Origin of the sequence: Desulfovibrio sp., assembly GCF_041907885.1 — a bacterium.
Classification (GTDB): domain Bacteria; phylum Desulfobacterota; class Desulfovibrionia; order Desulfovibrionales; family Desulfovibrionaceae; genus Desulfovibrio.
In genome coordinates this window covers 1-23,279 of record NZ_JAYRGM010000010.1, presented here as the reverse complement: position 1 = coordinate 23,279, position 23,279 = coordinate 1, and the positions used below count along the sequence as shown (strand labels likewise).

Sequence of the window (23,279 nt, the reverse complement as noted above, 5' to 3'; positions counted from 1 at the left end):
AAATCGCGTTATTTGCCAGCAAGGCTGCGCAGGGCCCTTTTGCAAATATACCCTGTTGCCTTGCCGGGGCTCTGGGCAAGCCACGTATCGCACAGGGCGCGCACCCATTGCGGCTGTGACTTGGCGGCGTCGTTCAGCCAGTTGCCTACGCTGTCCTGCACATATTTTGCGGGATCAGCCTTCAGCGGTTCCAGCACTGGCAGCCCAAGGGAAGGATCTTCCTTAAGAATGTTCATGTGCGCGCACCATACACCGCGTGGCCGCGTACTTTCGGAGGCAAAACGGCGCACCCTCTCTGAGTGTGCCGTGGCCCAGCCAGCAAGGTGGCTTATGGCCTGGTGTGGGCGCGCCGCGATATGGGGCCGCACAGCCAGCCATACCCACTCGCGCACGCCAAAATGTTCGTCATCAGCCAGAGGGCGTACAGCCTCCAGCAGATTTTCCAGCGGCTCTGCGGGGTTCTGCAAACCGTAGTCAAACGCCAGAGCGTAACAGACCCACCCGCGAACCGTGTCAGAGCGATGCCCGGCAAGGGCCTTCAGCCCCTGCCTCCCCACGGCATCAAGCACTATCTCTCCAGCCAGCACCATGCGCTTTGAAATACCCCAGGTTGCGGCCTTGCGCATTTTTTCCAGCGCAACCGCAGGGGCCTGAGGCAGAGCCGCAGCCATCAGAACAGCAAAATCAACTGCCAGCCCTTCGGCCAGATTGCTTGAAGCTTCCTGCCCACTGTTGAGCAGGGTCAAACGCGCAGTCGGTATGGACATGATTCTCCCGCGCACATGCGCAACACGCTTTAACAGGCAGGCCGCATGCGCACCCAGATCTGGCCGGGGTCGGGCTTTTTGCCCGCCCCAGAACCGCCAATGAGCCTAGGCGCTGCGGCCCATGCCCTCTGCCCGGGTAACCAGCTTGCCGATGTCCGAAACAATGTGTTGCAGGGGGCACTTGTCTGGCGTTCTGGCGTAAATGCTGCACACCGCGCCCCTGTCTTCATCGTAGGGCAACAAAAACTTCGGGCCCATGCCCTTCTGTACCCATTCCGGGTTGATGCCCTTTTTCTTCAGCAGGCTGAGCAGCCACTTGGAAGGAATGGCCAGCCGCTTTTTGGAGTCGGAAATACAGGATTGCGACACGTCAAAGAACTGCGCCAGCTCCTGCTGGGTTCTGCACTGCGTGACCGTTTTGATACGATCCATAATCGCCATATACTCAAAAACTCTACCACTCATGGGAATAGCCTCCTCTGCACGCCACAGGCATGCAATTACCCGGAAATAACAAATGTTATCAACAAAAACCGGGGCGACAAGAGGAATGTTGCTGCGTGTTCAGTGCGTTGCCAGATAACTGGCAAACCCATAAAACGGACGCGAGGATGCTTTGTGTGAGGGAGTGGTCTGGACAACGCACGCATTTCGAGTGCTGCAAGAAACAATGCGTCAAACTGGAGAACTGGCATAGACTTCGTGCAGCCATCACAGTTTCTGAAAAAACCGTGACAATTAGCCACGCTTCACAGCCCTGCTGGTCGCAACCGACTTGGGAGACAGAAATACATCTGCCTCAAGGAAGGGGGTAGGGGGAACCCATTAGCAGTTCCCGTACACTATAGCCATACCCATTATCAAAAAACGGGTTGTTCAATTTAGAACAGGCTGCTAGTGCACAATTCGATAAATACCCATTAGCCGAGATAAGTCAAGGATTTTAATCAGTAGGCATGTAACGATTGGGGCACGCGCCTTTTGCGGGCAGCCGGTTGAATCGCATTAAACCAGCCAAACATTCAGAATTGAAGAAAAAATATCTGATATCCATAACAAGAAAAATTCGGATGTGCGAAAAAGGCTGCAAAAAAAGGCCGAAGCAGCTATCAACCGCTTCGGCCTCAAGTTTTTGCCGCCCCGTCTACCGCAGCAGCAGCACCCAGGCAGGCCCCTTGGCATCCAGATGGCTGGCTACGTAGTTTGCCCGGTCGTTGCCACCGCAAAAGATATCAATGCGGTTGCGCTTGATGGCCCCGCCCACATCCTGGGCAAAACCAATGCCGCGCAGGGGCAGCTTGCCCCTGGTTTCATCAGGAATATTCACCCCGTAGGCCACAATGGAACCCAGAGGAATAAAGCCTCTGTCCGTGGCAAGGGTCAGCCAGTCGTCCACCTGATAGCCCATGGCGCCCATGGGGCCACGCGTACCGTACTTGAAGAAGACGTAGCTCGGATTGTCGTTGAGAATTTCGCGCACTCGACCGGGGTTGTTTTTGAACCATTCACGCTGTTCAAAAATATCGCCCCGTTGCAGCAGATGCTTTTCGCGCATGATGCGGCCAGAACTTTTGTACTTGTGGCCGTTCTGTCCGGCGTAGTTCACATAGGCCTGGGTGCCGTCGTCAAAAATCAGGCGGCCAGAGCCTTGAATTTCAAGAAAAAAAACATCAACGGGGTCTGCGGCCCAGGCCAGTTCCAGCCCCTTGCCCGCAAGCACCTGTTTTTCTTCGATGGTACGCCGGTCATAATACTGGCCGCGCTTGGCAATAACCGAATTCAGATCGGGGGGCACGCTGTAGATGGCCTGGGTGTACCCCGGCTTGCGTGTACGGCTGGCCCGCACGGCGGGCTCGTAGTAGCCGGAATAGTTGATGCCGCCCGTCACCTCTACCCAGCGAAAATTCTCAAGCAGCAGATTGGGTTCGCTGTCGAGCCGGGGCAAGAGCTCCTGAAGCCGCTCAAGCGTGCGCGTCATTTCACCCCAGGTTACCGTAAGGCCGGGGCGCTGCACGGCAATGCCATCCCTGGGCTTGCTGTTGACGTAGCGCAGCGACTTGCGCACACTGGGGCCCATGTCCTTCCAGCTTGTCAGTTCCTGACTGGAGGGCACAAGATTGCTCACAAAAAATTCCGGGCTTTCAAAACCCACCGGCGGCAGATTTCTTTCCACCACTGGCGGCGGAGCCTGCTTGGCGCAGGCAAACAGTGCCATACAGAGCACCAGCAGCGTCAGCTTGCGCAGCATGCCACCAGTACGCGCTGCAAATTCGTTGCGACAATGCCCGTAAAACGCATAACAAGGAGCCGTTTCGTGCATGATCAATTTCCTACCCCTGATATTTGGATGCCGCACCGTGTGTCTTACGGAGAAACCGACACCATGGGCGTGCTGTATTATGCAGAATATCTACACCTGTTCGAACGTGCGCGCAGCGAATACATTCGCCGTTGCGGCATGAGCTATGCCGAAGTGGAAAAGAGGGGCCTTATTCTGCCCGTGCGCGAGGCTCAGTGCCGCTACCGCTCTTCTGCCCGCTATGACGACCTTGTGCTTGTACGCGCCGGCATTGCGGAATGGGGGCGCGCATCCATGCGCTTTGTATATGAGATATGGAACGAGGACAAGACAACACTTCTTGCCACGGGCATGACCCAGCACGCCCTTATCAATCACCAGGGCCGCCCTGTTCCTGTGCCAGACTGGTTTCGCAGCCTCACCTTTACAGCCTAGCCACCCTGCCGTCGCATACCCCTGCGGCGGCATTTTTCAAACCCTCGCCAATGCTGCCGGTACAAAAATCTCAGCGGTTCTTGCCCCTGGCAGCGGCAGATTTGGGCCCCACAGTTCGGCGGGTAAAGCGCACATCGCCCGACCGCTCCAGTTCACTGGGCAGCTTGGGCTGTCGCCGTGGCCGCGCTGGCCGTGCGCTTGTAAAACGCCTTGCCAGATGCGGCAGTTCTGGCGGCACATCTGCCGCAGGGTCGCCCAGAGGGCAAAATGACGCCTTGCCGCCATCGGCACTGCACATGCAGAGCGCAAGCCGGGCGCTGACGGCGCGCATGAGCGGCACAAGATCAGTGTATTCCTGGGGTTCGCCAAGCCCGCTCAAATGCCAGCGGGCTTGCCCGTGGGCCACCTTGCGCACCCCCTTGAGCTCACGTTCGCGCATGCTCAGGCAGATACGCAACTCGCCCTCTGGCAGATGCAGCACCAGGGCTTCACCCTGCGCCTCGCCAAGCCCCCCTGCCACAGCCTCAAGCCGCATACCAGCGGGATTGCCAGCCAGACGCAAAATATCCTCCAGCCCGGCACGGGCAATACGCAGATGCTCGCTGGAAGGCATATTTTTCTGATCTTCTTTAATTTTTTCTTCTATCTGGCGAATTTTCTCAAAGCACTGGGCGCGCTCGTCCTCAAGCGTGGTCAAACCACGGTTCATAAAGCGCGCGCACATAACCACAATCGCCACAAAAACCGCGCCAGCGGCGGCCCATTCCCATAAAGCCATGGCCGCTTCCTCCGCCTGCTCCAGTGTATATCCAACTAACTGTCACAGCGGCGGGCCTTGCTGTCAAGCGTAAAGCCTTACATCAAAATACAGAGCCCCTTTCCTTTTTTGCCGCAAGCCTGTAACGTGAGAGCCAATAGCAGATGGAAGACCTGTTCCTTTCCCTAGTTTCGTTCACCAGGCCGCCACGGGCGCGCCATATCGCTTACGAAGGGAGACAACCATGCCTACTCCACTGGAAATGCAACGCACGTTCGCCATCGTCGGAACCGGCGGTTGCGGCAAAACATCTCTGGCCGAGATGCTGCTGTACAAGGCAGGGGCGGTGAATCGCCTGGGGGCTGTAGAAGACGGAACCACCAGCCTTGACTACGAGCCCGAAGAAATCCGCCGGCGTGGCTCCATCCAACCCTCCTGCGCCACCTACCTCTGGAATAAAAATCGACATTTTCTGCTGGATATTCCCGGCGACGGCAACTTTACCGGCGACATGGAATGCCTGCTCAAGGGTGTGGACAGCGTAATTTTTGTGCTGGATGCCGTGGACGGCGTGCGCCCCCTTGCCAAAAAATTCTGGAATATTGTTCGCGCTGCCGGTTTGCCCGTTGTCATGGTGGTCAACAAGATAGACCGTGACCGCGCCGATTTTCAGATGGCCCTTGACGGCCTTGCCGGTCTCAACGTCAAGCCGGTGGTATTGCAGCTGCCCATCCGCCAGGGCGATTCTTTTGTGGGCGTGGCCGATGTGCTGACGGGCAAAGCCCGCATGTTTGGCGAAAATGGCGCCACAGCCGAGGCCGAAATTCCCGCTGCCCTGGCAGACGACATAAGCCTGCTGCGCGATGTGACCGTGGAGAATATCGCTGAAAGCGATGAACTTCTCATGGAAAAGTATCTGGAAGAAGGCATTCTTTCCGAAGAAGACCTGAAAACCGGCCTGCGCGCGGGCGTCATCAAGGGTGAACTTACGCCGGTGCTGGCCTGCGCCGCGCTTGAAAACAAGGGCGGCGAAGCCGTGCTGGCCGCCATCGAAGCCCTGCTGCCATCGCCCCTCGACCGCCCGCCCTTTGCGGGCCGCGATGGCGCAGAACGCGCCCCCGATCCCGATGCCCCGGTGGCCTGCTTTGTTTTCAAAACCCTGGCCGACCCCTTTGCCGGGCAGCTTTCGCTGCTGCGGGTGCTCTCTGGCACCATCAACGGCGATGCCACATTAAAAAATTCGCGCACCGAAGAAAACGAACGCCTTGGCAATCTGCTGTATATTCTTGGCAAATCGCAAACTCCCTGCAAGGAACCCATCGGCCCAGGGGCCATTGTGGCCGTTGCCAAGCTCAAGAACACCCGCACGGGCGATACCCTCAGCGACGAAAAAGCTCCCTTTGCCCTGCCCATGCCCGCCCTGCCCCCGCAGCTCATCACCTACGCCCTGGCCCCCAAGGAAAAAGGCGAAGAAGACAAGGTATATGCGGCCATGCAGCGTCTGCTGGACGAAGATATCACCCTGCGCCTTGGCCGCGACGAAGAATCCGGCGATATCCTGATTTCAGGCATGGGGCAGCTGCACATAGAACTGTCGGTAGAAAAGGCCAAGCGCCGTTTCAAGGTGGATATCGTTCTCAAAACGCCCAAGGTTCCCTACCGCGAAACAGTGCGGGGCAAATGCCAGGTTCAGGGCCGCCACAAAAAGCAGTCTGGCGGTCGCGGCCAGTTTGGCGATTGCTGGATAGAAATGGAAGGCCTGCCGCGCGGTTCGGGCTATGTGTTTGAAGATGCCATTGTGGGCGGCGTTGTTCCCCGCCAGTATGTGCCCGCCATCGACAAGGGCGTGCAGGAAGCCGCAGCCCGTGGTTTTCTGGCCGGGTGCCAGGTGGTGGACTTCCGCGTCAAGGTCTATGACGGCAGCTACCACACGGTAGACTCATCCGAAATGGCCTTTAAGGTCGCGGGCTCGCTGGCATTCAAAAAAGCCATGGAAAGCCTCAAGCCCGTGCTGCTCGAACCCATTGTGCTGCTCACGGTTTCTGTGCCGGACGAAAGCATGGGCGATGTCATCGGCGATCTTTCTTCCCGTCGCGGCAAGGTGCTGGGCTCTGATTCGCAGGGCGGCAGCACCGAAATCAAGGCCCACGTACCCATGAGCGAGGTACTGCGCTACGCGCCCGATCTGCGCTCCATGACTGGCGGGCAGGGATTCTTTACCATGGAATTTGCCCATTACGAAGAAGCTCCGCAACCCGTGGCTGAAAAGGTCATAGCCGAACACCAGAAGAACAAGGTCGCCGAATAGCTTCGGCTCCCCTTCATATTAATGATGACAAACCGGCTGTTTTCTGCAAGACAGCCGGTTTGTACATTTTATACCCTGCGCCCAAAAACAGAAAACACATGCAACACCCGCTTACCGTATTGTACACACCACTGCCGCAGGGCTCGACTGCCGAACTTGTGGCGTGGCGCTGCGCCTTTGAAACGGCACTTGAACCATGGCTGGATGCGCGGCAATGGAAGCATGTGAACCGCTTTGGGCGGGCTGCCTGGCAACAGGATGCCAGCATTGCCGACGCAGAAAATTGCGGGCCAACGCCATGCGGACCAACGCCATGTGGACAAGATGTTGTGGAAGCAGCCCTTTCGCGCCTTCTGGCCCGTGCCCTGCTCGTCACCGCCGCCGCACGGCACCACAGGGGCGGGCCTCTCCCCCAGACAGGCATGGACACACGGGGCCGTCCCCTGCTTTCGGGCTGGCAGGCTGCCTTCAGCCACAGCGGTCGGGCAGCCTTTTGCGCGCTGACACCGGCTGTGGCAGCCGCTTCCGCCACCCTGGGGCTGGACGCCGAGGCACTCACTTCCGCCCCCCCCGACGCCAGTGCCTTTTCGCAACGGGAATATTCGGCACTGCTGCCCCTGCACCAGCAATACCGGGGCCGCGAGAGCCTGCGCCGCTGGACAGTCAAGGAGGCCATGCTCAAGGCTGCGGGCCTTGGCCTTGGCATGCAGCCCGCCCAGATACCCACGGGCAGATCGGGGCAAAGGGCTGGCCAGTGGCGGGGGCCGCTTGGGCTGCTTTGCTGGCGCACGGTTGCCTGCCCTGGCCACTGGCTGTGCGTGGCACAGGCCGGGCATGTACCCAGCGCGCGGATTTTTTTGCAGCGGCAAAATCCGCCCACTCTGCTGCGCCGCCTCGCAGCGCTGCGGCCAAAGCCCTGACCGGCGGTCACAGCTGCGGCACTCATATCCCGCACAGCAGGCCTTGCAGACATTCCTTGCAAGACTGCCGTTTTTGCGGCACTCTCCGCCCATGCCGCGTTTTCACCTTGTCACGCTTTTTCCCGAATTTTTCGATTCTCCCCTGTCCACAGCCCTCATGGGCCGTGCGCGGGAGGCTGGCGTTGTGGATTGCAGTTTTCACGATCCGCGCCAGTTCAGCACAGACAAGCACCGCCATGTGGATGACCGCCCCTACGGCGGCGGCCCTGGCATGGTCATGCAGGGTGAACCGCTGGCCCGCGCGCTGCGCTCCATCGAGCGGCCTGGCCGCATGCTGTTCATGGCCCCAGGTGGCCGCCCGCTGACCCAGCAGATGGTGCGCGAACTCGCGCACGAGGAAGACCTCACCATTGTCTGCGGCAGATACGAGGGCATAGACGCACGTCTGCTGCAACTGTTTCCGCTTGAACCTGTCAGTGTGGGCGACATTGTGCTCAACGGCGGTGAAAGCGCTGCCCTGTCGGTGATCGAGGCCGTGGCCCGGCTTATGCCCGGCTTTATGGGCAAGGAAGAATCGGGCGATGACGAAAGTTTCTCGCACGGACTGCTGGAATATCCGCACTACACGCGGCCAGAAAATTTTGAGGGCCTGACAGTTCCAGAAGTGTTGCAAAGCGGCGACCACGCCCGCATTGCCCGCTGGCGCAGGCAGGAATCGGTACGCACCACACTGCGCGTGCGGCCAGAAATGTTGAATGAGGCACCGCTGTACCGCGAAGACGTGCAAACCCTTGCCGAAACACCGCGCGAGCGGCCTGGGCGCAACCTTTCGTTCTGCCTTGTACACTACCCGGTTTCGCTTGGGCCAAAAAAAATCGGTGCTTCCTCTTTGACAAATCTGGACATACACGATATAGCCCGAATTTCCCGCAGCTATGCAATGGGTTCCTTCTATCCGGTAACCCCTCTTCACGACCAGCTGCGGGTGCTGGAAGAAATTTTGCGTCACTGGACGCGGGGGCCGGGCGGTATAGGCAACGCCGACCGGGCGCAGGCACTCGGTCTGGTGCAACCCGCGACTTCGCTTGAAGAAGCGGTGGCGCATATGACCGCGCAGCATGGAACGCGACCCAGACTGGTAGCTAGTTCTGCCGTCTGGCCTGCCAGGGGCAAGGCATCCAAACCGGAATGCATGCCCATGACACCGCGCGACGTGCGGCGCTGGTGCGACCAGGGGCCGGTTATGCTCTGCCTGGGCACGGCGCAAGGGCTTGCGCCGGAGGTGCTCGAACAGTGCGAGGGCACTCTGAGGCCGGTGCGTTTTTTGGGCTACAACCATCTTTCGGTGCGCAGCGCGGCCGCCATTCTGGCCGACAGGATATTAGGCGACTACTACTGACGCAACACGGCGGCCTGAGCGCATCGGCGCCGCTTTGCAACGACGCAACAATCCGCCCGGATTTGCAAGGAGTTCACGATGGACATCATCAGGAAAATTGAACTGGAAAACCAGCGCATGGATCTTCCCGCGTTTCGCTCCGGCGACACGGTGAAAGTACACCTGCGCATTGTGGAAGGCGAAAAAGAACGTATCCAGGTCTTCCAGGGTAACGTCATCCGCATCAAACGCGGCACCACCAGCGCCACCTTTACGGTGCGCAAGGTTTCTGACGGCGTGGGCGTGGAACGTATTTTCCCGCTCAACTCGCCCTTCATTGACCGCGTTGAGCTGATCACGCAGGGCCGCGTGCGCCGCAGCCGTCTGTACTACCTGCGTGCCCTCAAGGGCAAAGCCGCGCGCATCAAGCCGCGTGGCCGCTTCTGATCCCTTTTGTAGGTATCAGATCCGCAGCAAGCGTTTTTACGGCGCACCAGAGATTTTCTCTGGTGCGCTGTTCGCGCGTCCATAGACTGGCATCAAGGCACAGCACAAAGCAAGCGGCAGCCATGTCGCTGCATTTTGTACGCCTGTAGCTGTCAGCCGTAGCTATTTACGCTGGTCAGGCCGTGTGCCGCGCAGCGGAGAAACCATGGGCAGAAAAGCATCAAACCGCACGGCAAAGGCGCAAAGCCAGCTTTTGCAGGCCAGCCTTGTGCAGATGGTTACCCCTATGGGCATTGCCGCGCCCGCAGAGGCGTGCCTGCTGCCCCAGGGCGATGCCGCAAACCCACCGCAGGGTCTGGTTGCCGGTATCGACGAGGCCGGTCGCGGCTGCCTTGCAGGCCCGGTGGTGGCCGCTGCCGTCATTTTGCCGCACAGCTACGAGCTCCCCGGCCTCAACGATTCCAAGGCGTGCAGTGCCAAAACGCGCGAAACGCTTGCGCCGCTTATCCGCCAGTGCGCCCTGGCCTGGGGTTTGGGCGTGGTGTGGCCTGCCCGCATTGACGCCATCAACATTTTGCAGGCCACCTTTGAAGCCATGAGCCGCGCCGTGCGCTGCCTGCGTTGCAGCCCCGCGCAACTGCTTATTGACGGCAACAAAACCCTGCCACGCCAGGTTTTGACCCTGCACTGGGGCAAGGCCCACAGTGCGGCCCTGCCAGCGCAGCGCTCCATTATCGGTGGCGATGCCAGCGAACCCGCCATATCCGCTGCCTCCATTCTGGCAAAAACATATCGGGACACACTCATGACCCATATGGAAAAACGCTGGCCCGGATATGGATTTGAAGCGCACAAGGGCTACGGGACAGAAGACCATTACCAGGCCCTGCGCCGCCTTGGTCCATGCCCGCAGCACCGGCTGACCTTTCGCGGTGTATTGCCCGAAAAGCCCGTTGCGCAGCAGGCCAGCCTGCTATGACGCCGCGCTGGTTGCAGACATTTTTGGGCGGCAAAAAAGAGCAGGCCGCAGGCCCGGCCCACCTGAGCCTTGGCCGCAAGGGCGAAGAGGCCGCCCGCGCAATGCTTGAACGCAGAGGCATGAAGGTGCTGGCCACCAACTGGCGCGAAGGCAGGCTGGAGCTGGATATTGTTTGCCGCGATGCTGATACCATTGTTTTTGTTGAAGTAAAAACCCGCAGCCAGACAACGCACGGTGGCCCTGCCGCCGCGCTTACCCCCGCCAAGCAGCGCACCCTGTGCCGTGCGGCCAGGGCCTGGCTAGCGGCCCACGACGCGTGGAGCAGCCCATGCCGGTTTGATGTGGTCTGCGTTGTGCGCGAGGGCGATACCCTGCATCTGGAGCACTGCCGCCATGCCTTTGAATGCGAACCGACTGTGGATAGTGGCAACACCACTTGGCAACCCTGGTGATCTTTCGCCCAGAGCGCGCGAGGTGCTGGCCAGCGCCGATCTGGTACTGGCCGAAGACACCCGCCGCACAGCCCGACTGCTGCGCGAATGCGGTCTTGAAGTCCGCCGCCTGCTGAGTTTCCACGACCACAACGAAACCGAACGGCAGGAGGGCGTGCTGCGCCTGCTGCGCGAGGGGCAAAATGTTGCTCTGGTTTCCGATGCCGGAACCCCCCTGCTGGCCGATCCCGGCTACCGCCTGGTGCGGGCCTGCCGCAAGGAGGGTCTTGCCGTATCCCCCCTGCCGGGGCCTTCCGCGCCGGTGACGGCGCTTTCCGCTGCGGGCATACCGCCGCTGCCGCACAGTTTTCTGGGTTTTCTGCCGCGCGATGCCGCAGGCCGTGATGCCCTGTTCAGCGCCTTTGCCCATGTGCCGGGCGCGCTCATCTTTTTTGAACGCAAGGACCGCCTCAAGGAAAGCCTTGCCCAGGCCGCACGTATTCTGGGCCCGCGCGAGCTGGCTGTGTGCCGGGAATTGACCAAGGAACATGAGGAATTTATAGTGGGGCGTCTTGAAGACAGTGCCCAGCTGCCCGACGAACTGCTGGGCGAAATCACGGTGGTTGTGGGGCCGCCAGAACACACAGAACGCACCCCACGGGAAGAAGTGCTGCTGCTGGCCAATGCAGAGCTTGCCCAGGGCGGCAAACCGCGCCAGGTTGCCCGCCGTGTGCAGGATGCCGTGCGCGGCTGGTCTGGCAAGGAAATATACGCCCTGCTCACAGGAACCGAACAGCCTGCCCCTGAAGCCTAGCGCACCGCGCGGCAAACCACAGGGGCGCAGGGCATGCAAAATTTGGCAAGCACCGCGCACTGCGCCAACAACTGACCGGCCAGATCGCCCGGCACGGCACGTATCGCTGCGCTTGCAGCGGGCGAGCCAGCCCAAACAGCACAACCGGCATGCCACGGGGTTGCCATGTATCCCAAACGCGTTGTTCTTGCCTGCCTGGCCCGCACCGGCTGCATCAATGCGGCCATGACCGCCAGAGGCATGCAGCAGATAGGCCTGGCCTTTGTGCTTGAGCCAGCCCTGCGCCAGCTCTACCCGGAGCCGCAGGCCTTTGCCCGCGCCATGGGCCGCTACGCGGGCCACAGCAACACCCACCCGTTCATGATTCCCCTTTTTGTGGGTATTCTGCTTCAGCTTGAACAGAACATAGCCAAGGGCTCACTGCCAGAATCGGCGCTCAATTCCGTGCGCGAAACCCTGGCAACCACCCTGTCGGCCCTGGGTGATTCGTTTTTCAGCGGCACGCTGCTGCCCCTGTGGTCGCTGCTCAGCGTCAGCCTGCTGCTGGCGGGGTTTACAGGCATTGCCATTGCGCTGGCTGTCAGCATGTTTTGCGCCCTGCTGCTTTTCAGGGCCATCTGCTTTGTTTCGGGCCTGCGCTACGGGCTGACCACACTCGCAAAACTGCGCAGGCTCAACCTCATCAACTGGGTGGACAGGCTCAAGATGATCAATGCGGCTCTGGCAGCCCTGGTTATCTGGCATCTGCCCCTCAGCAGAATCAAACCATTCCCCTGGACTGCCTACGCCCTGGGGGCTGCGGCGGTGCTGACCGCCGCGTGGCTTGTGGGCCGCATGCGCCTGCCGCGCCTGCTGCTTTGGGTTGTTACCACGGGAGCCCTTATTCTCGTGGACTTGGGCCTCATAGGCATGTAGAATATACATGTTTTTCGGTAGCGAACCTTTTGTTTGCCTTTCCGAAATAACGCTCAAAGGTAGGAAGATGGAAGACGCCATAGAACAAACGCCACGCGGTCTGGCGTTGCGGATATGCCTTGGCCTGCGCAACGGCCTGCACGCCCGACCGGCGGCACGTCTGGCGCAGGAGGCGCAGCGCTACGACTCTGACATACAGCTTGTCAGCGACACCGGCGAGGTGGACGCCAAAAGCATGCTGGACATCCTGTCGCTTGCGCCGCCCGCCAATGCGGAGCTCACACTGCTGGCCCAGGGCGATGACGCCCGCGAGGCCCTCAGCGGTCTGGCCCAATTTTTAACCAATTTGCAGGATTAACATGGCCCGCGCGGTACTTTTTGGCACACCTGTTTCGCCTGGCATTGCCATTGGCAGGGTGCGCTTTATGCACAAGGCACGGCAGGACGACGAGCGCCGCATCACCGCCGCCGAGGTGGCAGCCGAGCAGGAAACACTGCGTGCGGCGGTAGAAGGCGTGCGCGCTTCGCTAGCCGCCACCATGGAAAACGTGCCCGAAGATCTTTCGGAATACCGCGATGTTATTGCCGCCCAAATGGAAATGGCCCGCGATCCCAAGCTGCTCAAGGCAACGCTGGCCCGCATAGAAACCAACCTTGTGTGCGCCTCGTGGGCGCTCAAGCTCACGGTGGACGAACTGTGCGCGCTGTTCAGAAGCATGGACGACGCCTATCTGCGTGACCGTGCGCAGGATATACGCGCCGTGGGCCTGCGCCTGCGCGAACACCTTGCGGCAGACCCCGCGCGCAATGCCGAGGACGAAACCCCCGGCGTGCTGGTGGCCGAAGACCTCTCCCCCGCCGATGTCATGGAGCTCAACCTCGACCGCGTGCTGGGCATTCTCACCGCCGAGGGCGGCCCCACCTCGCACACCGCCATTTTGTCGCGCGGCATGCACATTCCCTGCCTTGCGGGCGTTACCGGGCTTATGGATATTGCCCGCGAAAACGAAATTCTGGTGGTTGACGGCCTTGGCGGCAGCGTGCTGTTGAGCCCCGACGAGGCCGACGAGGCCCGTTTTGCCGCCCGCCGCGAAGAATACACGGCGTGGGAAAACCTTACACTCAAATCTGCCCGCTGGCCTGCCGAAATGTGCGACGGTGTGCGCGTGGAAGTACAGGCCAACCTTGAGGGAACCAACGAGCTGGCAGCCCTCGCCCAGTGCGGCGCAGACGGCGTGGGCCTGTACCGCACCGAGTTTGCCTATTTTACCGACCGCCTGCCTACCGAAGATGACCTGCTGGCCGAATACGCCGCCGTGGCCCAAAGGGCCGCGCCAGACCGCGTTGTTTTTCGCACGCTTGATGTGGGCGCAGACAAAATGCTGCACGCCCAGGCCGTGCTCAAGGAACCCAATCCGGCGCTAGGCCTGCGCGGCATACGTTTTTGCCTGCGGCATCAGGGCATCTTTCGCACCCAGCTGCGCGCGCTCATGCGTGCCGGAGCCATGGGCAATGTGGCCATCATGCTGCCCATGATTTCGTGCCTCGACGAAGTGCAGCAGGTGCGCCGCATCATGCAGGAACTGCATCAGGAGCTGGCGGCCCAAAATCTGCCCCATGCCCCGCTGCTGCCCCTGGGCGTGATGGTTGAAACCCCCGCTGCGGCCCTGATTTGCGATGCCCTTGCGCGGGAATGCGATTTTTTCAGCATCGGAACCAACGATCTTATCCATTACATCATGGGTATTGACCGCAACAACCGCCATGTGGCCTATCTTAACGAACCTCTGCACCCGGCTGTGGTTCGCTCGCTCAAACATATCATCGACGCCGCGCACCGTGAGGGCATTGGCGTTTCTGTCTGCGGCGAGCTTGCCTCCGACCCCTTTGGCCTGGCCCTGCTGCTGGGCATGGGCGTGGATACGGTATCGGCAGCACCGCGATTTGTACCGGGAATGAAGCATCTTATCCGCCAGTTTAACGCCCAGGCGTGCATGGATATGGCCAACAGCGTGCTGCTCAGCACCGATGTGGCCGCCTCCAAGCGCATTGTGCGCGAAGCCCTGCAACAGTCACTGGGGCAGGAACTGGCCTTTCATACCACGAGCCTTTTCACACACAGTCATCCATGAGCCAAAAAACACCTCCCTCCACTGTTGCCGTCAACAAAAAGGCCCGTCACCTCTATGAACTTTCCGAGTTCACCGAGGCGGGCATTGTACTTACCGGCCCGGAAGTCAAAAGCATCCGCGCTGGCAAGGTCAACTTTATTGATAGCTATGTCGATTTTCACCAGGGCGAAGCCTGGCTTGTTTCGCTGCATATAGCGCCCTACGCCAATGCGGGCTATATGACGCAAGAGCCCGACCGCTCGCGCAAGCTGCTATTGCACGAAGGCGAAATATCCAAATTTGCCGGTCTTGTAGCCCAGCAGGGCCTTACTGTTGTGCCCGTGCGTCTTTATTTCAAGCGTGGCAAGGTCAAGGTTGAAATTGCCCTGGGCAAGGGTAAAAAACTGCACGACCACCGCGAAACCCTCAAACGCAGGGCAGCAGAACGGGATATGGCCCGCGAACTGGCATAAATCTGGTCTGGGATGAGCGCTCTTGCTGCAAGGGCGCTCTTTTTTTAGGGCCGTGCCGCCCCGCACAGCCACAAATGCTGAACAGCAGCCATTCTTTCAAGGTTCACTATGCGGCATCCTCCCCTGCAAGCCCCCCTGCTCTGGCAGACGTATCTGGGCTTCTGGATAACGGGCATCACTGCCGCCCCCTGGCCCCTGCCCTCCCTCTGCTTTGCCCTGCTGCTTTTTGTTGCTGATGCACGCCTGTGGCAATGGGCAAGATCAGCCCTGGCCCTGCTGTGTCTGCTGGCCGGTTTTACTGCTGGCTGCTGGCAGCTTTATGGATCGCCATGGCCTGCGGCAGCGGCGAATCATGCAGACCAACCGCCGTCATGGCTGCACGAAAGCACACACCCACCACGGGTGTGCGGCACGGTGCGCGACATGCAGGGCCTGCCCGATAACCGCCTGCGCCTGCTGCTGGATGAGGTACGCCCGGCAGGGGCCAGCACGGCGGCAGCCACCTCCTTGCCAGCTGGCACGTTCGCAGCCAGCGCCGATCAGGCCGCAGCCAGCGTGCCGCCAGCGTTTACCCCGGCCTTGCAGGGCAAGGTGGCCTGGACATGGGAATCTCCCCCTCCAGCCTTTACCATTGCACCGCCCCTTTCCGGCCAGACAGTGTGCCTCACACGTCGGCCCATGCCAGCCCAGGGTTTTGCCAACGAAGGGCAGACAGACTGGGGCCTGTGGCTGGCAGCGCAGGGCGTGCGCTGGCGGGTATGGAGCCTGGGAGCACAGGGGAACCCGCAGATTTCAGGCCAGGCCACTGTTTCTGCCCGCTGGCGTGATGCGCTGCGGCAAGATTTTGTTGCGGTGCTGCTGCCCAGGGTTACGGACATCCCCCTTGTCAATGCGGATGATGCCCGGCAGGAACCACGCCCCCACATGTCGCAGGGCAAGGCCATTCTTCTGGCTCTGCTCTTTGGCGACCGGCAGTATCTCAGCCAGCAGACCCTCAACAATTTTTCGGCGGCCACGCTGGTACACAGCCTCGCCCTTTCCGGCCAGCACCTGACAGTTGCTGGCCTTGTGGGCCTGCTGTGTGTGCTTGCAGCCGCCCGCGTGCGGCCCGGTATCTATCTGCGCCGCCCACGGGCGGTGTGGATTCTGCTGGCAACCGTGCCGCCCGCCATGGCCTATCTGTGGCTGGGGGATGCCCCGGCCTCGCTGCTGCGGGCAGCGGTGATGCTGCTGTTTCTGGCCTTTTACTTTTTGCAGGGACGCCCCCGCACCACGCTTGACGTACTCTGCGCCGCCCTGCTCTGCATAAGTGTGGCTTCGCCCCTCAGCATGCTCGACACGGGCCTGCAACTCTCTGTTCTGTGCGTGGCCGTTATCGGCATGAGCATGCCCTGGATGCGCGTGCTGGCTCCAGAGCCGGAGGCCACAACGCACAGACTGCCAGACAATCTGCCAGACTCCCTCGCAGGCAACCCAACCGGCTGGCTGCAAAAAAGGCAGATACGCCGGGCGTTATGGGCAATGCTGCGGATATTTCTTGTTTCGCTGGGCATCCAGGTGGCACTGTTGCCGCTGAACATGCTGCTGTTCAACAATATGGGGCACTGGTTCTGGCTCAATGTCTTTTGGCTGCCCATTGCCGACATGCTGGTGCTGCCTGCCGCAGTGCTGGGCCTGCTGTTGTCGGCCACGGGGCTTGAAACGCCCGCACGGCTGATTCTTGATCTGGCCGCCTTGCCCTGCCAGTGGCTCACCGACTGTCTTGCCTGGCTGGCTGCCGTCAACGTGCTGCAACCGCCCGCACTGCTGCGGCCGCACTGGACAGCCCTGCCCGCCTTTGCCGCACTGCTGGGGGCACTGGCGCTCAAGGCCGGACGCGCCACACTGCCCACAACTGCCCGCCGCCTGCTGCTGGCCGGAGCCGTGCTTTTGTGCATTGGCCCGCTCATGCGCACCGCAGAGCGCCTTTCCGGCCACATTCGCCTTGATGTGCTTGATGTGGGACAAAGCCAGGCCCTGTTGCTACGTCTGCCGGGCCATGTACGCTTGCTGCTGGACGGCAGTGGCAGCGCCTCTACGCGCTTTGACCCCGGTCAGGCCCTGGTGGCCCCGGCCCTGACCTACAATGACGCTCCCCAGCTGGCGGCGGTGCTCAACACGCACCCCGACCTTGACCACATGGGCGGTCTGCTGCATGTGCTGCGGGCTTTTACGGTAGATCAACTCTTTGAAAACGGGCGTGAAGGAAAGGCCAGATGGGGCCAGCAGTGGCGGGAGGCGCGCCGCCTGCACCACAGCCGCCCCCTGGCAAGAGGCGACAGTCTGATACTCGGTGATCCCGCCCATGATTTGCGCATGGAAATACTGCACCCGCCCCGTACAGAGCAGGACATGTGGCAAGGCAACGATGCCTCTGTGGTAGCACGGCTGACCCAGCACGGGCGAGGTCTGGCCCTGTTTCTGGGCGATGCGGAGCAGCCGGTGCTGCACCGCCTGCTTGAAAACGGCGATGATCTGCGTGCAGAGGTTATTGTGGCCCCGCACCACGGTTCACAAAACGGATTTTTAAAAGAATTTTATGCCGCTGTGCAGCCCGGCCTTGTGGTGGCCTCGTGCGGTTTTGAAAACCGCTATGGCTACCCTGCGCCATGCCTGCGGGCATGGTGTGACGCAATGGGTGTGCCCCTGCTGTACACAGGACGCCACGGCGCTGTGCGCGTTACATGGCCCGCGCAGGGCGAGGGTTTTGGAGTGCATGCGGTAAGCACAGGGAGGCCCTAATTCTTGAGCCAGGAATCCACCAGCCGGGGGCTTTCCTTCATAAAACGGCGTGCATTCTGCACGGGATCAGATCCCTTTTGCTGGTTCCAATCCATGAGCCGCTGTAACTGTGAGGCATCTTCAAAACAAAACTTGCTCAAAAAAGCCCAGGCGTCAGGATGGTCTTTTTTCAGATCAATGCGCCCAGCCTTAAAAATACTTTCTTCCTTGCCAAGGCTGCCCAATGGGTCATCAAGGTAGTGCATGGACCAGCGGTTGAACATCCAGTGCGGCGACCAGGCCGTCACCACAATCCATTCCTGCTTGCGTATGGCCTCGGCCAGACTGACCGCCATGCTTGCCCCGCTGCCCGGCACGAGCTGCAACTGGGTGATTTCGTAATCCTTCAGCGCGTTGCCCGCCAGCCGCATCAAACCAGAGCCGGGGTCAATACCCACAATGCGCCCGTTGAACCTGTCCGCGTTGACGTCCAGTTCATCAATGGACCGCAATGTCACATAGTCCGGTACGGCCAGCCCCAGACGGGCACTGCCCACAAGCTTGCCCAGCATTTCTACCTGATTTTTTACCTTGGCATACATCTCTGCGTGGGTGTCGGGCAGCCATGCAGCAACCATGGCATCGGCTTCTCCGCTGGCAACACGGCTCCACATCATCTCTGGACTTACCGGCAGCAGTTCTACGCGATACCCAAATCTTTCTTCCAGCACAGCCTTGGCGAGATTGCTGGACGCAATGGCGCAATCCCAGTCAACGTAGACAATTTTAAGGGTCTTGCCCGCCTTGGCCGCAGCAGTAGCCTGCCCGGGAAATACCCAAACCATGACTGCCAGGAACAGCACAAGAAAACCGCGTGCCATTGCTCCCTCCACGCAACTTGACCAGGGCAGCGCGCCCTGCCATTCGGAAAAAGCGATTCCGCTTGCAAAAAACATAGCAGTTTCATGCAGGGCTTCAAAGCTATTTAACGCCTCGCGTGGCCGCATCCCCAGCACCGACGCCCGAAAAAAAATTCTGGCTGTCGGGCGCGTATGCAGCTCGCCCATGCGTGGAGGTCTAACAGTGCGCCAGGGGAAGTTCGTCCCAGCTGGTGGTCATGCGGGGTGAGCGGTGATTCTGCCGCATGTGCCATGGGGCATGGCCCATGCCCTGTGCGCCAAAAATAACAGTGTCTCGCCCAAACCGGCCGTTGATGTCATCCAGCGAACGCATGAGACGCTGGCGACGTTCGTCACCACAGGCGTCATTGCCTGCGGCCAAGGCCAAAAGACTGCCCTGCATGGCATCGGCCCGTTCAAGGCCATAGAGCATCACCCCGGCCTTGGCATAGGCAAAACCGGGCATGAATATGCGCTCAAGCCCCTCTAGCGCCGCATTGATAAACTGCTGGCTGTCTGCGGTGGGCACTGGCAAGGGGCATTGGCTGGTCTGGTCGTAGAGGCGCTCGTTCTCAGCACCCTGCCCTGGGCGCGCTGTGCGAATGTGTACGGCCAACCCGCCCGCAACCATGCCTTCGCGGCGCAGACGTGTGGCCGCGCGCACCGCAAAGGTAGACAACGCCTGGGCGAGCATGGCCTTGTCGTGAATACGGCGTGCAAACGATCGGGTGGACATGAGCGTTTTGCGGGTAACAGGCGCGGTTTCGTTGCCAAGACAGGGAATCCCCCGCAGCTCCAGGGCCGTGCGCCAGCCAGTAACAGTAAGCAGGCGGCGCAGCAAGACATCGTCTGCATTTTTCATGTGCAGGGCTGTGCGTATGCCTTCGGCCCACAACCGCCGCGCCTGCCGCCGCCCTACTCCCCAAATGTCTTCCACTGGCGTGCGCGCCAGCACCCGGTCTATGGCCTCCACTGGCCGGGCAAGTGAAAAAACGCCTTCGTATGCCAGATGCTTCTTGGCTACATGGGTGGCAACCTTGGCCAGGGTGCGTGTTGCTCCCACCCCCACGGAAACGACAATTCCCGTCCAGCGTTGCACGCGCTGGCGAACTTCGCGGCAGAATTCCGGCAGATTGGCCCGTTGGGGGGCATCAAGCCTCACAAAACATTCATCAATGGAATATGGCTCCACCTGCTGGCAGCACTGCTCCAGAATGCCTACGACTCTGGCCGAAATATCTCCGTACAGGGCGTAATTGGACGAAAAAACCGCCACATTCAATTCTTGCAGACGTGAACGAAGCTTGAACTCTGGCGCCCCCATGGGAATGCCCAAGGCCTTGGCCTCTGCCGAACGCGCCACTATGCAGCCATCGTTGTTTGACAGCACAACCACCGGGCGGTTGGCCAGGTCTGGCCTGAACAGCTTTTCGCACGAAGCATAAAAATTGTTGCAGTCAACAAGCGCCCAAAGGGATGCGGGCGAATCAGAGCTTGTGGACAACATAGGTAACTACGCCCCATATATGTACAAATTCGCTCTCCGTAATGTCGATGGGCTCAAACTGCGGGTTTTCTGGAGCCAAAAATACCCGCCCTTCGCGGTGCAGCAGCCTTTTGACGGTCAACTCGCCGTCCAGTGCAGCAATAACCACCTTGCGGTGACCGGCATCCAGGGAGCGGTCAACGATCAACAGATCACCGTCATGAATGCCAGCTCCGAGCATGGATTCGCCGTGCGCGCGCAAAAAAAACGTGGCAGCATCATTGCGCACCAGGTGCTCGTGCAGATCAAGCCTGCGGTCAAGGTAATCCTCTGCCGGTGAGGGAAAGCCAGCCTCTACCGGGGCAAGATACAGGGGCAGCCCCACACGCTCTCGCTGTATTGCCGCCGAATCGCCTAACAGCTCTAGCGAAGACGAAATGTATGTCATACCGCCTCCTTGGGAACGGATTGTGCGTGCGGCGCAGACAACAAATCGGTTTCATGCGCGCCCCAGTTGCACGACAATCAACTTTTAGCTTATTTTATCCTTGCAAGCAACGCCTGAGATTGATACCTTGAAAGAAAAGCTGAATCAACCCCGCCAAAAACGTGCGCGGAACCACCGATTTGCGTGCGAAGCGAGAAACGTCATGCCGGAAAAAGCTGATTTCAAAGATACATTGCAAAGACTTATGCAGGCCCTTGAGGTAGTGAGCGATGCCGAACTTGCCCGGTCTCTTGGCATTACCCCCCAATCGGTAAGCGGAGCCCGTAAAAGAGGCGAAGTACCGCCCTCATGGATTCAGACCTGTGCGGCACACACTGGCGTAAACGCGCACTGGCTTTTTTTTGGCTGCGGGCCCATGCGCCTGCCAGAAGCAGCAGACGGGGAATTGCCGAGTATTCAGGCTGATTGCGAGGCCGACCTTATCAGTATACCGCTGGCTGAGGCCAGGCTTTCAGCTGGCACAGGCAGCCTTGAGGTAAACAGCCACAGTCAGGGCAGCTACGCATTCAGGGGAGATTTTTTGCGCCGCAAGGGCAACCCCCGGCGTATGGTGCTTATGCGGGTTTCTGGCGACAGCATGGTTCCTGAAATTTTTGATAATGACCTGGTACTGCTCGACCGTGGGCAGACAGAAATCAGCCCGGGCCGGCTCTATGCCGTGGGTTTTGAAGATGCCATTTACATTAAGCGCATCGACAAGCTGCCCGGCAAAATTATCTTGCACAGCGTCAACCCGGCCTATCCGCCGGTGAGCCTTGATCTGCGCGGAGACTGCGCCGACCAGTTCAGGGTTATAGGGCGCGTTCTTTGGTCTGGAAGGGAATACAGATAACAAGGCTTGCGCCCAACGTAGCGTGAGCGTACACTTTCAGAATATAAGACTTATTTGCAAGGAGTCAGGGATGTTGCGTACTCGTCGATCCTTTGCTGCTTTATTGTTCACCATTGCAGCCTCGGCCTTTATGTGCCTTGAGCTGCTGGCAGCCGGGCAGGCTTTTGCCGCACAGGCCGCACCGCAGCAGATTACAGCCGCGCAGCCAGGGGCCGAGGCCGCTGCCGCCAGCAATGTTGATCCGCAGGAACCCGCACCAGCGGTGGAAAGCCTCTTCAGCCAAACCTATCAGACGTGCATGGACGATGCGGCAGGCACAACCACATCCATGCAGGATTGCATGACAGCCGAGCAGCAACGTCTGGAAACGCGCCTGATGGCCCAACGCAACAATGTTGCGGCAGCGTTGAACCCAGAAAGGGCCAAGGCGTTCAACGAGGCACTGAGTGCGTGGGACGCATTGCGCAAAAGTGGTTCGGTAGCAATGTACGATCCCGACGGCGGCACACTGTCACCACTCATGACCTCGTTGTGGTATCTGGAGCAAACGGCGCGCATGACACGCTGGGTTGACGGTATTCTCGAAAACACAGAGATTTAGGCCATTGCTCTCAAAGGGCAAACACTCAGCTCGTTGACAGAAGCGATATTTTCTCTGGCAGCCTTAGCCTTGGGCAATATTTGTTTATGCAGCAGCACTGTAATGGTGCTGCTTTTTTTGCTTGTACTCTCCCCCAGATAGTGGTCTGCCCCCTCCCGTCAAGTAGAGAGCTAAAAATGCCTCAGTGGCAATGATCAAGCACCCAGTTTCTCCCGGTATTCTACCGAGGAAAGCGGCAGAGCCATTTCTGGAATCGTTCTGTCTTGTAGAAACGTATCTATGCATCAATCAGGGGGGCGTCTTTGCTCTACACTAATTTTCCAATAAAACTTCAGCTTCATATGCGAGAAGAATGATTCAATGCACGCATTATCCAAGCAGTTCCCTCTCTCGAATGACTTCTGTGAGTTGCAACATTTCGAGATAATTAGAAAACGACTTGTGAGTGTAATGAAGCCCTTAATCTGAATGCACAACAGCGCAGTAGTGCCGGAAGTATGTCCAATGTGGCTAGCACCGGAGCCAGATCATTTAGGGATTCGTTTCATGTCGCACGCTGCACAATGCTGAATATGTTCTGTGAAGAACGGTGCGGAATAGCAAAAAAAGGCGGCTGGAAGGACATTGATCCCAAAAGCAAACTGTGGGTGGGGGAGGAATAGGCGCAAGGGGAGGTACACCCCAAGTCAGGGAACATGCAACAGCATTACCGCAATGCGGCATGTGGCAATTGGGACGAAAAACGACAAAGGGGCGCTATGCGCCCCTTTGTCGTTATAAACCAAACCAGTAAAGCAATTACGCTTCAGCGGTTTCTTCAGCCTTGGGCTTGCGGGTACGCTTGGGCTTTGCAGGCGCTTCTTCGGCGGCAGCTTCCGTAGCGGGAGCGGCTTCAAGGGCGCGAGAGAGCTCAATAATGGCCATGGGGGCGTTGTCGCCCTTGCGGGGCATGGCCAGCTTAAGGATACGGGTGTAGCCGCCGGGAACACCGGCGAAAACAGGTCCGATCTCGTCAAAAAGGCGCTTAACCAGAGCGTGATCGTTCAACACACGGTAAGCCTGACGGCGGGCGTGCAGGTCGTTGCGCTTGGCAAGGGTGATCAGGGGTTCCACCACCCGGCGCAGCTCCTTGGCCTTGATTTCCGTGGTGCGGATTTTG

The 23,279-nt window shown here is 59.6% G+C and carries 23 protein-coding genes; 15 read left to right on the top strand and 8 right to left on the bottom strand.

Annotated elements, in window-relative coordinates; genetic code table 11:
- Window positions 1–8: 8 nt before the first annotated feature.
- The 3 genes from ACE3NW_RS07060 to ACE3NW_RS07050 all read right to left on the bottom strand — a co-directional run bounded on the left by ACE3NW_RS07060 (window position 9) and on the right by ACE3NW_RS07050 (window position 3,087).
- Entirely contained in the window at window positions 9–767 is a 759-nt protein-coding gene (locus ACE3NW_RS07060; protein WP_374281824.1) for a DNA alkylation repair protein, read from the bottom strand.
- 105 nt (window positions 768–872) lie between these two features.
- Complete coding sequence (locus ACE3NW_RS07055) at window positions 873–1,199, bottom strand: helix-turn-helix domain-containing protein (RefSeq protein WP_374281822.1); 327 nt, start codon at window positions 1,197–1,199, stop codon at window positions 873–875.
- 712 nt (window positions 1,200–1,911) lie between these two features.
- Complete coding sequence (locus ACE3NW_RS07050; RefSeq protein ID WP_374281820.1) at window positions 1,912–3,087, bottom strand: MltA domain-containing protein; 1,176 nt, start codon at window positions 3,085–3,087, stop codon at window positions 1,912–1,914.
- Between the two features lie 27 nt (window positions 3,088–3,114).
- Between ACE3NW_RS07050 and ACE3NW_RS07045 the strand changes: the two genes are divergently transcribed.
- Window positions 3,115–3,501: an acyl-CoA thioesterase gene (locus tag ACE3NW_RS07045; protein WP_374281922.1), complete on the top strand. Its 387-nt coding sequence runs from the start codon at window positions 3,115–3,117 to the stop codon at window positions 3,499–3,501.
- Between the two features lie 70 nt (window positions 3,502–3,571).
- On the opposite strand, the gene ACE3NW_RS07040 is transcribed toward ACE3NW_RS07045, so the two are convergent.
- The gene (locus ACE3NW_RS07040; protein WP_374281818.1) at window positions 3,572–4,279 is read right to left on the bottom strand and encodes a hypothetical protein; all 708 of its coding nucleotides are present in this window, start codon (window positions 4,277–4,279) and stop codon (window positions 3,572–3,574) included.
- Window positions 4,280–4,502: 223 nt separating this feature from the next.
- On the opposite strand from ACE3NW_RS07040, the gene ACE3NW_RS07035 reads away from it, so the two are divergent.
- The 12 genes from ACE3NW_RS07035 to ACE3NW_RS06980 all read left to right on the top strand — a co-directional run bounded on the left by ACE3NW_RS07035 (window position 4,503) and on the right by ACE3NW_RS06980 (window position 17,815).
- Window positions 4,503–6,566 (top strand): elongation factor G, encoded by a 2,064-nt coding sequence (locus ACE3NW_RS07035; protein ID WP_374281816.1) that lies wholly within the window; start codon window positions 4,503–4,505, stop codon window positions 6,564–6,566.
- 98 nt (window positions 6,567–6,664) lie between these two features.
- Window positions 6,665–7,486, top strand: a complete 822-nt coding sequence (locus tag ACE3NW_RS07030; protein ID WP_374281814.1) for a 4'-phosphopantetheinyl transferase superfamily protein — start codon at window positions 6,665–6,667, stop codon at window positions 7,484–7,486.
- Window positions 7,487–7,577: 91 nt separating this feature from the next.
- Window positions 7,578–8,885 (top strand): tRNA (guanosine(37)-N1)-methyltransferase TrmD, encoded by a 1,308-nt coding sequence (gene trmD / locus ACE3NW_RS07025; RefSeq protein ID WP_374281812.1) that lies wholly within the window; start codon window positions 7,578–7,580, stop codon window positions 8,883–8,885.
- A 78-nt stretch (window positions 8,886–8,963) separates the two neighbouring features.
- A complete protein-coding gene (gene rplS / locus ACE3NW_RS07020; RefSeq protein ID WP_022658201.1) occupies window positions 8,964–9,311 on the top strand; it encodes a 50S ribosomal protein L19 in 348 nt (115 codons plus the stop codon).
- Window positions 9,312–9,597: 286 nt separating this feature from the next.
- A complete protein-coding gene (locus ACE3NW_RS07015; RefSeq protein WP_374281920.1) occupies window positions 9,598–10,290 on the top strand; it encodes a ribonuclease HII in 693 nt (230 codons plus the stop codon).
- Window positions 10,287–10,742, top strand: coding sequence for a YraN family protein (locus tag ACE3NW_RS07010; RefSeq protein WP_374281810.1), 456 nt, complete (start codon window positions 10,287–10,289; stop codon window positions 10,740–10,742). Before ACE3NW_RS07015 ends, ACE3NW_RS07010 begins: the two co-directional genes overlap by 4 nt.
- Window positions 10,684–11,535, top strand: a complete 852-nt coding sequence (gene rsmI / locus ACE3NW_RS07005; RefSeq protein ID WP_374281808.1) for a 16S rRNA (cytidine(1402)-2'-O)-methyltransferase — start codon at window positions 10,684–10,686, stop codon at window positions 11,533–11,535. Before ACE3NW_RS07010 ends, rsmI begins: the two co-directional genes overlap by 59 nt.
- A 165-nt stretch (window positions 11,536–11,700) precedes the next feature.
- Window positions 11,701–12,450: a PTS system mannose/fructose/sorbose family transporter subunit IID gene (locus ACE3NW_RS07000; protein WP_374281806.1), complete on the top strand. Its 750-nt coding sequence runs from the start codon at window positions 11,701–11,703 to the stop codon at window positions 12,448–12,450.
- A gap of 67 nt (window positions 12,451–12,517) precedes the next feature.
- The gene (locus ACE3NW_RS06995) at window positions 12,518–12,808 is read left to right on the top strand and encodes an HPr family phosphocarrier protein (RefSeq protein ID WP_374281804.1); all 291 of its coding nucleotides are present in this window, start codon (window positions 12,518–12,520) and stop codon (window positions 12,806–12,808) included.
- 1 nt (window position 12,809) lies between these two features.
- Window positions 12,810–14,582, top strand: coding sequence for a phosphoenolpyruvate--protein phosphotransferase (gene ptsP / locus ACE3NW_RS06990; protein WP_374281802.1), 1,773 nt, complete (start codon window positions 12,810–12,812; stop codon window positions 14,580–14,582).
- Window positions 14,579–15,034: an SsrA-binding protein SmpB gene (gene smpB, locus ACE3NW_RS06985; RefSeq protein WP_374281800.1), complete on the top strand. Its 456-nt coding sequence runs from the start codon at window positions 14,579–14,581 to the stop codon at window positions 15,032–15,034. The genes ptsP and smpB overlap by 4 nt, the downstream gene beginning before the upstream one ends.
- A gap of 108 nt (window positions 15,035–15,142) precedes the next feature.
- Entirely contained in the window at window positions 15,143–17,815 is a 2,673-nt protein-coding gene (locus ACE3NW_RS06980; protein WP_374281798.1) for a ComEC/Rec2 family competence protein, read from the top strand.
- Here ACE3NW_RS06980 and ACE3NW_RS06975 read toward each other — a convergent pair.
- The 3 genes from ACE3NW_RS06975 to ACE3NW_RS06965 form a co-directional block, all read right to left on the bottom strand.
- Window positions 17,812–18,675 (bottom strand): glycine betaine ABC transporter substrate-binding protein, encoded by an 864-nt coding sequence (locus ACE3NW_RS06975; protein ID WP_374281796.1) that lies wholly within the window; start codon window positions 18,673–18,675, stop codon window positions 17,812–17,814. The two genes, ACE3NW_RS06980 and ACE3NW_RS06975, sit on opposite strands and share 4 nt — an antisense overlap.
- A gap of 196 nt (window positions 18,676–18,871) precedes the next feature.
- Window positions 18,872–20,200: a Y-family DNA polymerase gene (locus ACE3NW_RS06970; RefSeq protein ID WP_374281794.1), complete on the bottom strand. Its 1,329-nt coding sequence runs from the start codon at window positions 20,198–20,200 to the stop codon at window positions 18,872–18,874.
- A complete protein-coding gene (locus ACE3NW_RS06965) occupies window positions 20,181–20,627 on the bottom strand; it encodes a LexA family protein (RefSeq protein WP_374281792.1) in 447 nt (148 codons plus the stop codon). The genes ACE3NW_RS06970 and ACE3NW_RS06965 overlap by 20 nt, the downstream gene beginning before the upstream one ends.
- 202 nt (window positions 20,628–20,829) lie before the next feature.
- On the opposite strand from ACE3NW_RS06965, the gene ACE3NW_RS06960 reads away from it, so the two are divergent.
- Window positions 20,830–21,519 (top strand): S24 family peptidase, encoded by a 690-nt coding sequence (locus ACE3NW_RS06960; RefSeq protein WP_374281790.1) that lies wholly within the window; start codon window positions 20,830–20,832, stop codon window positions 21,517–21,519.
- A 70-nt stretch (window positions 21,520–21,589) separates the two neighbouring features.
- Window positions 21,590–22,120: a lysozyme inhibitor LprI family protein gene (locus ACE3NW_RS06955; protein WP_374281788.1), complete on the top strand. Its 531-nt coding sequence runs from the start codon at window positions 21,590–21,592 to the stop codon at window positions 22,118–22,120.
- Window positions 22,121–22,918: 798 nt separating this feature from the next.
- Here the strand turns inward: ACE3NW_RS06955 and rplQ are convergent.
- A partial coding sequence (rplQ, locus tag ACE3NW_RS06950) for a 50S ribosomal protein L17 (RefSeq protein ID WP_374281786.1) occupies window positions 22,919–23,279 on the bottom strand: 361 nt, incomplete at its 5' end.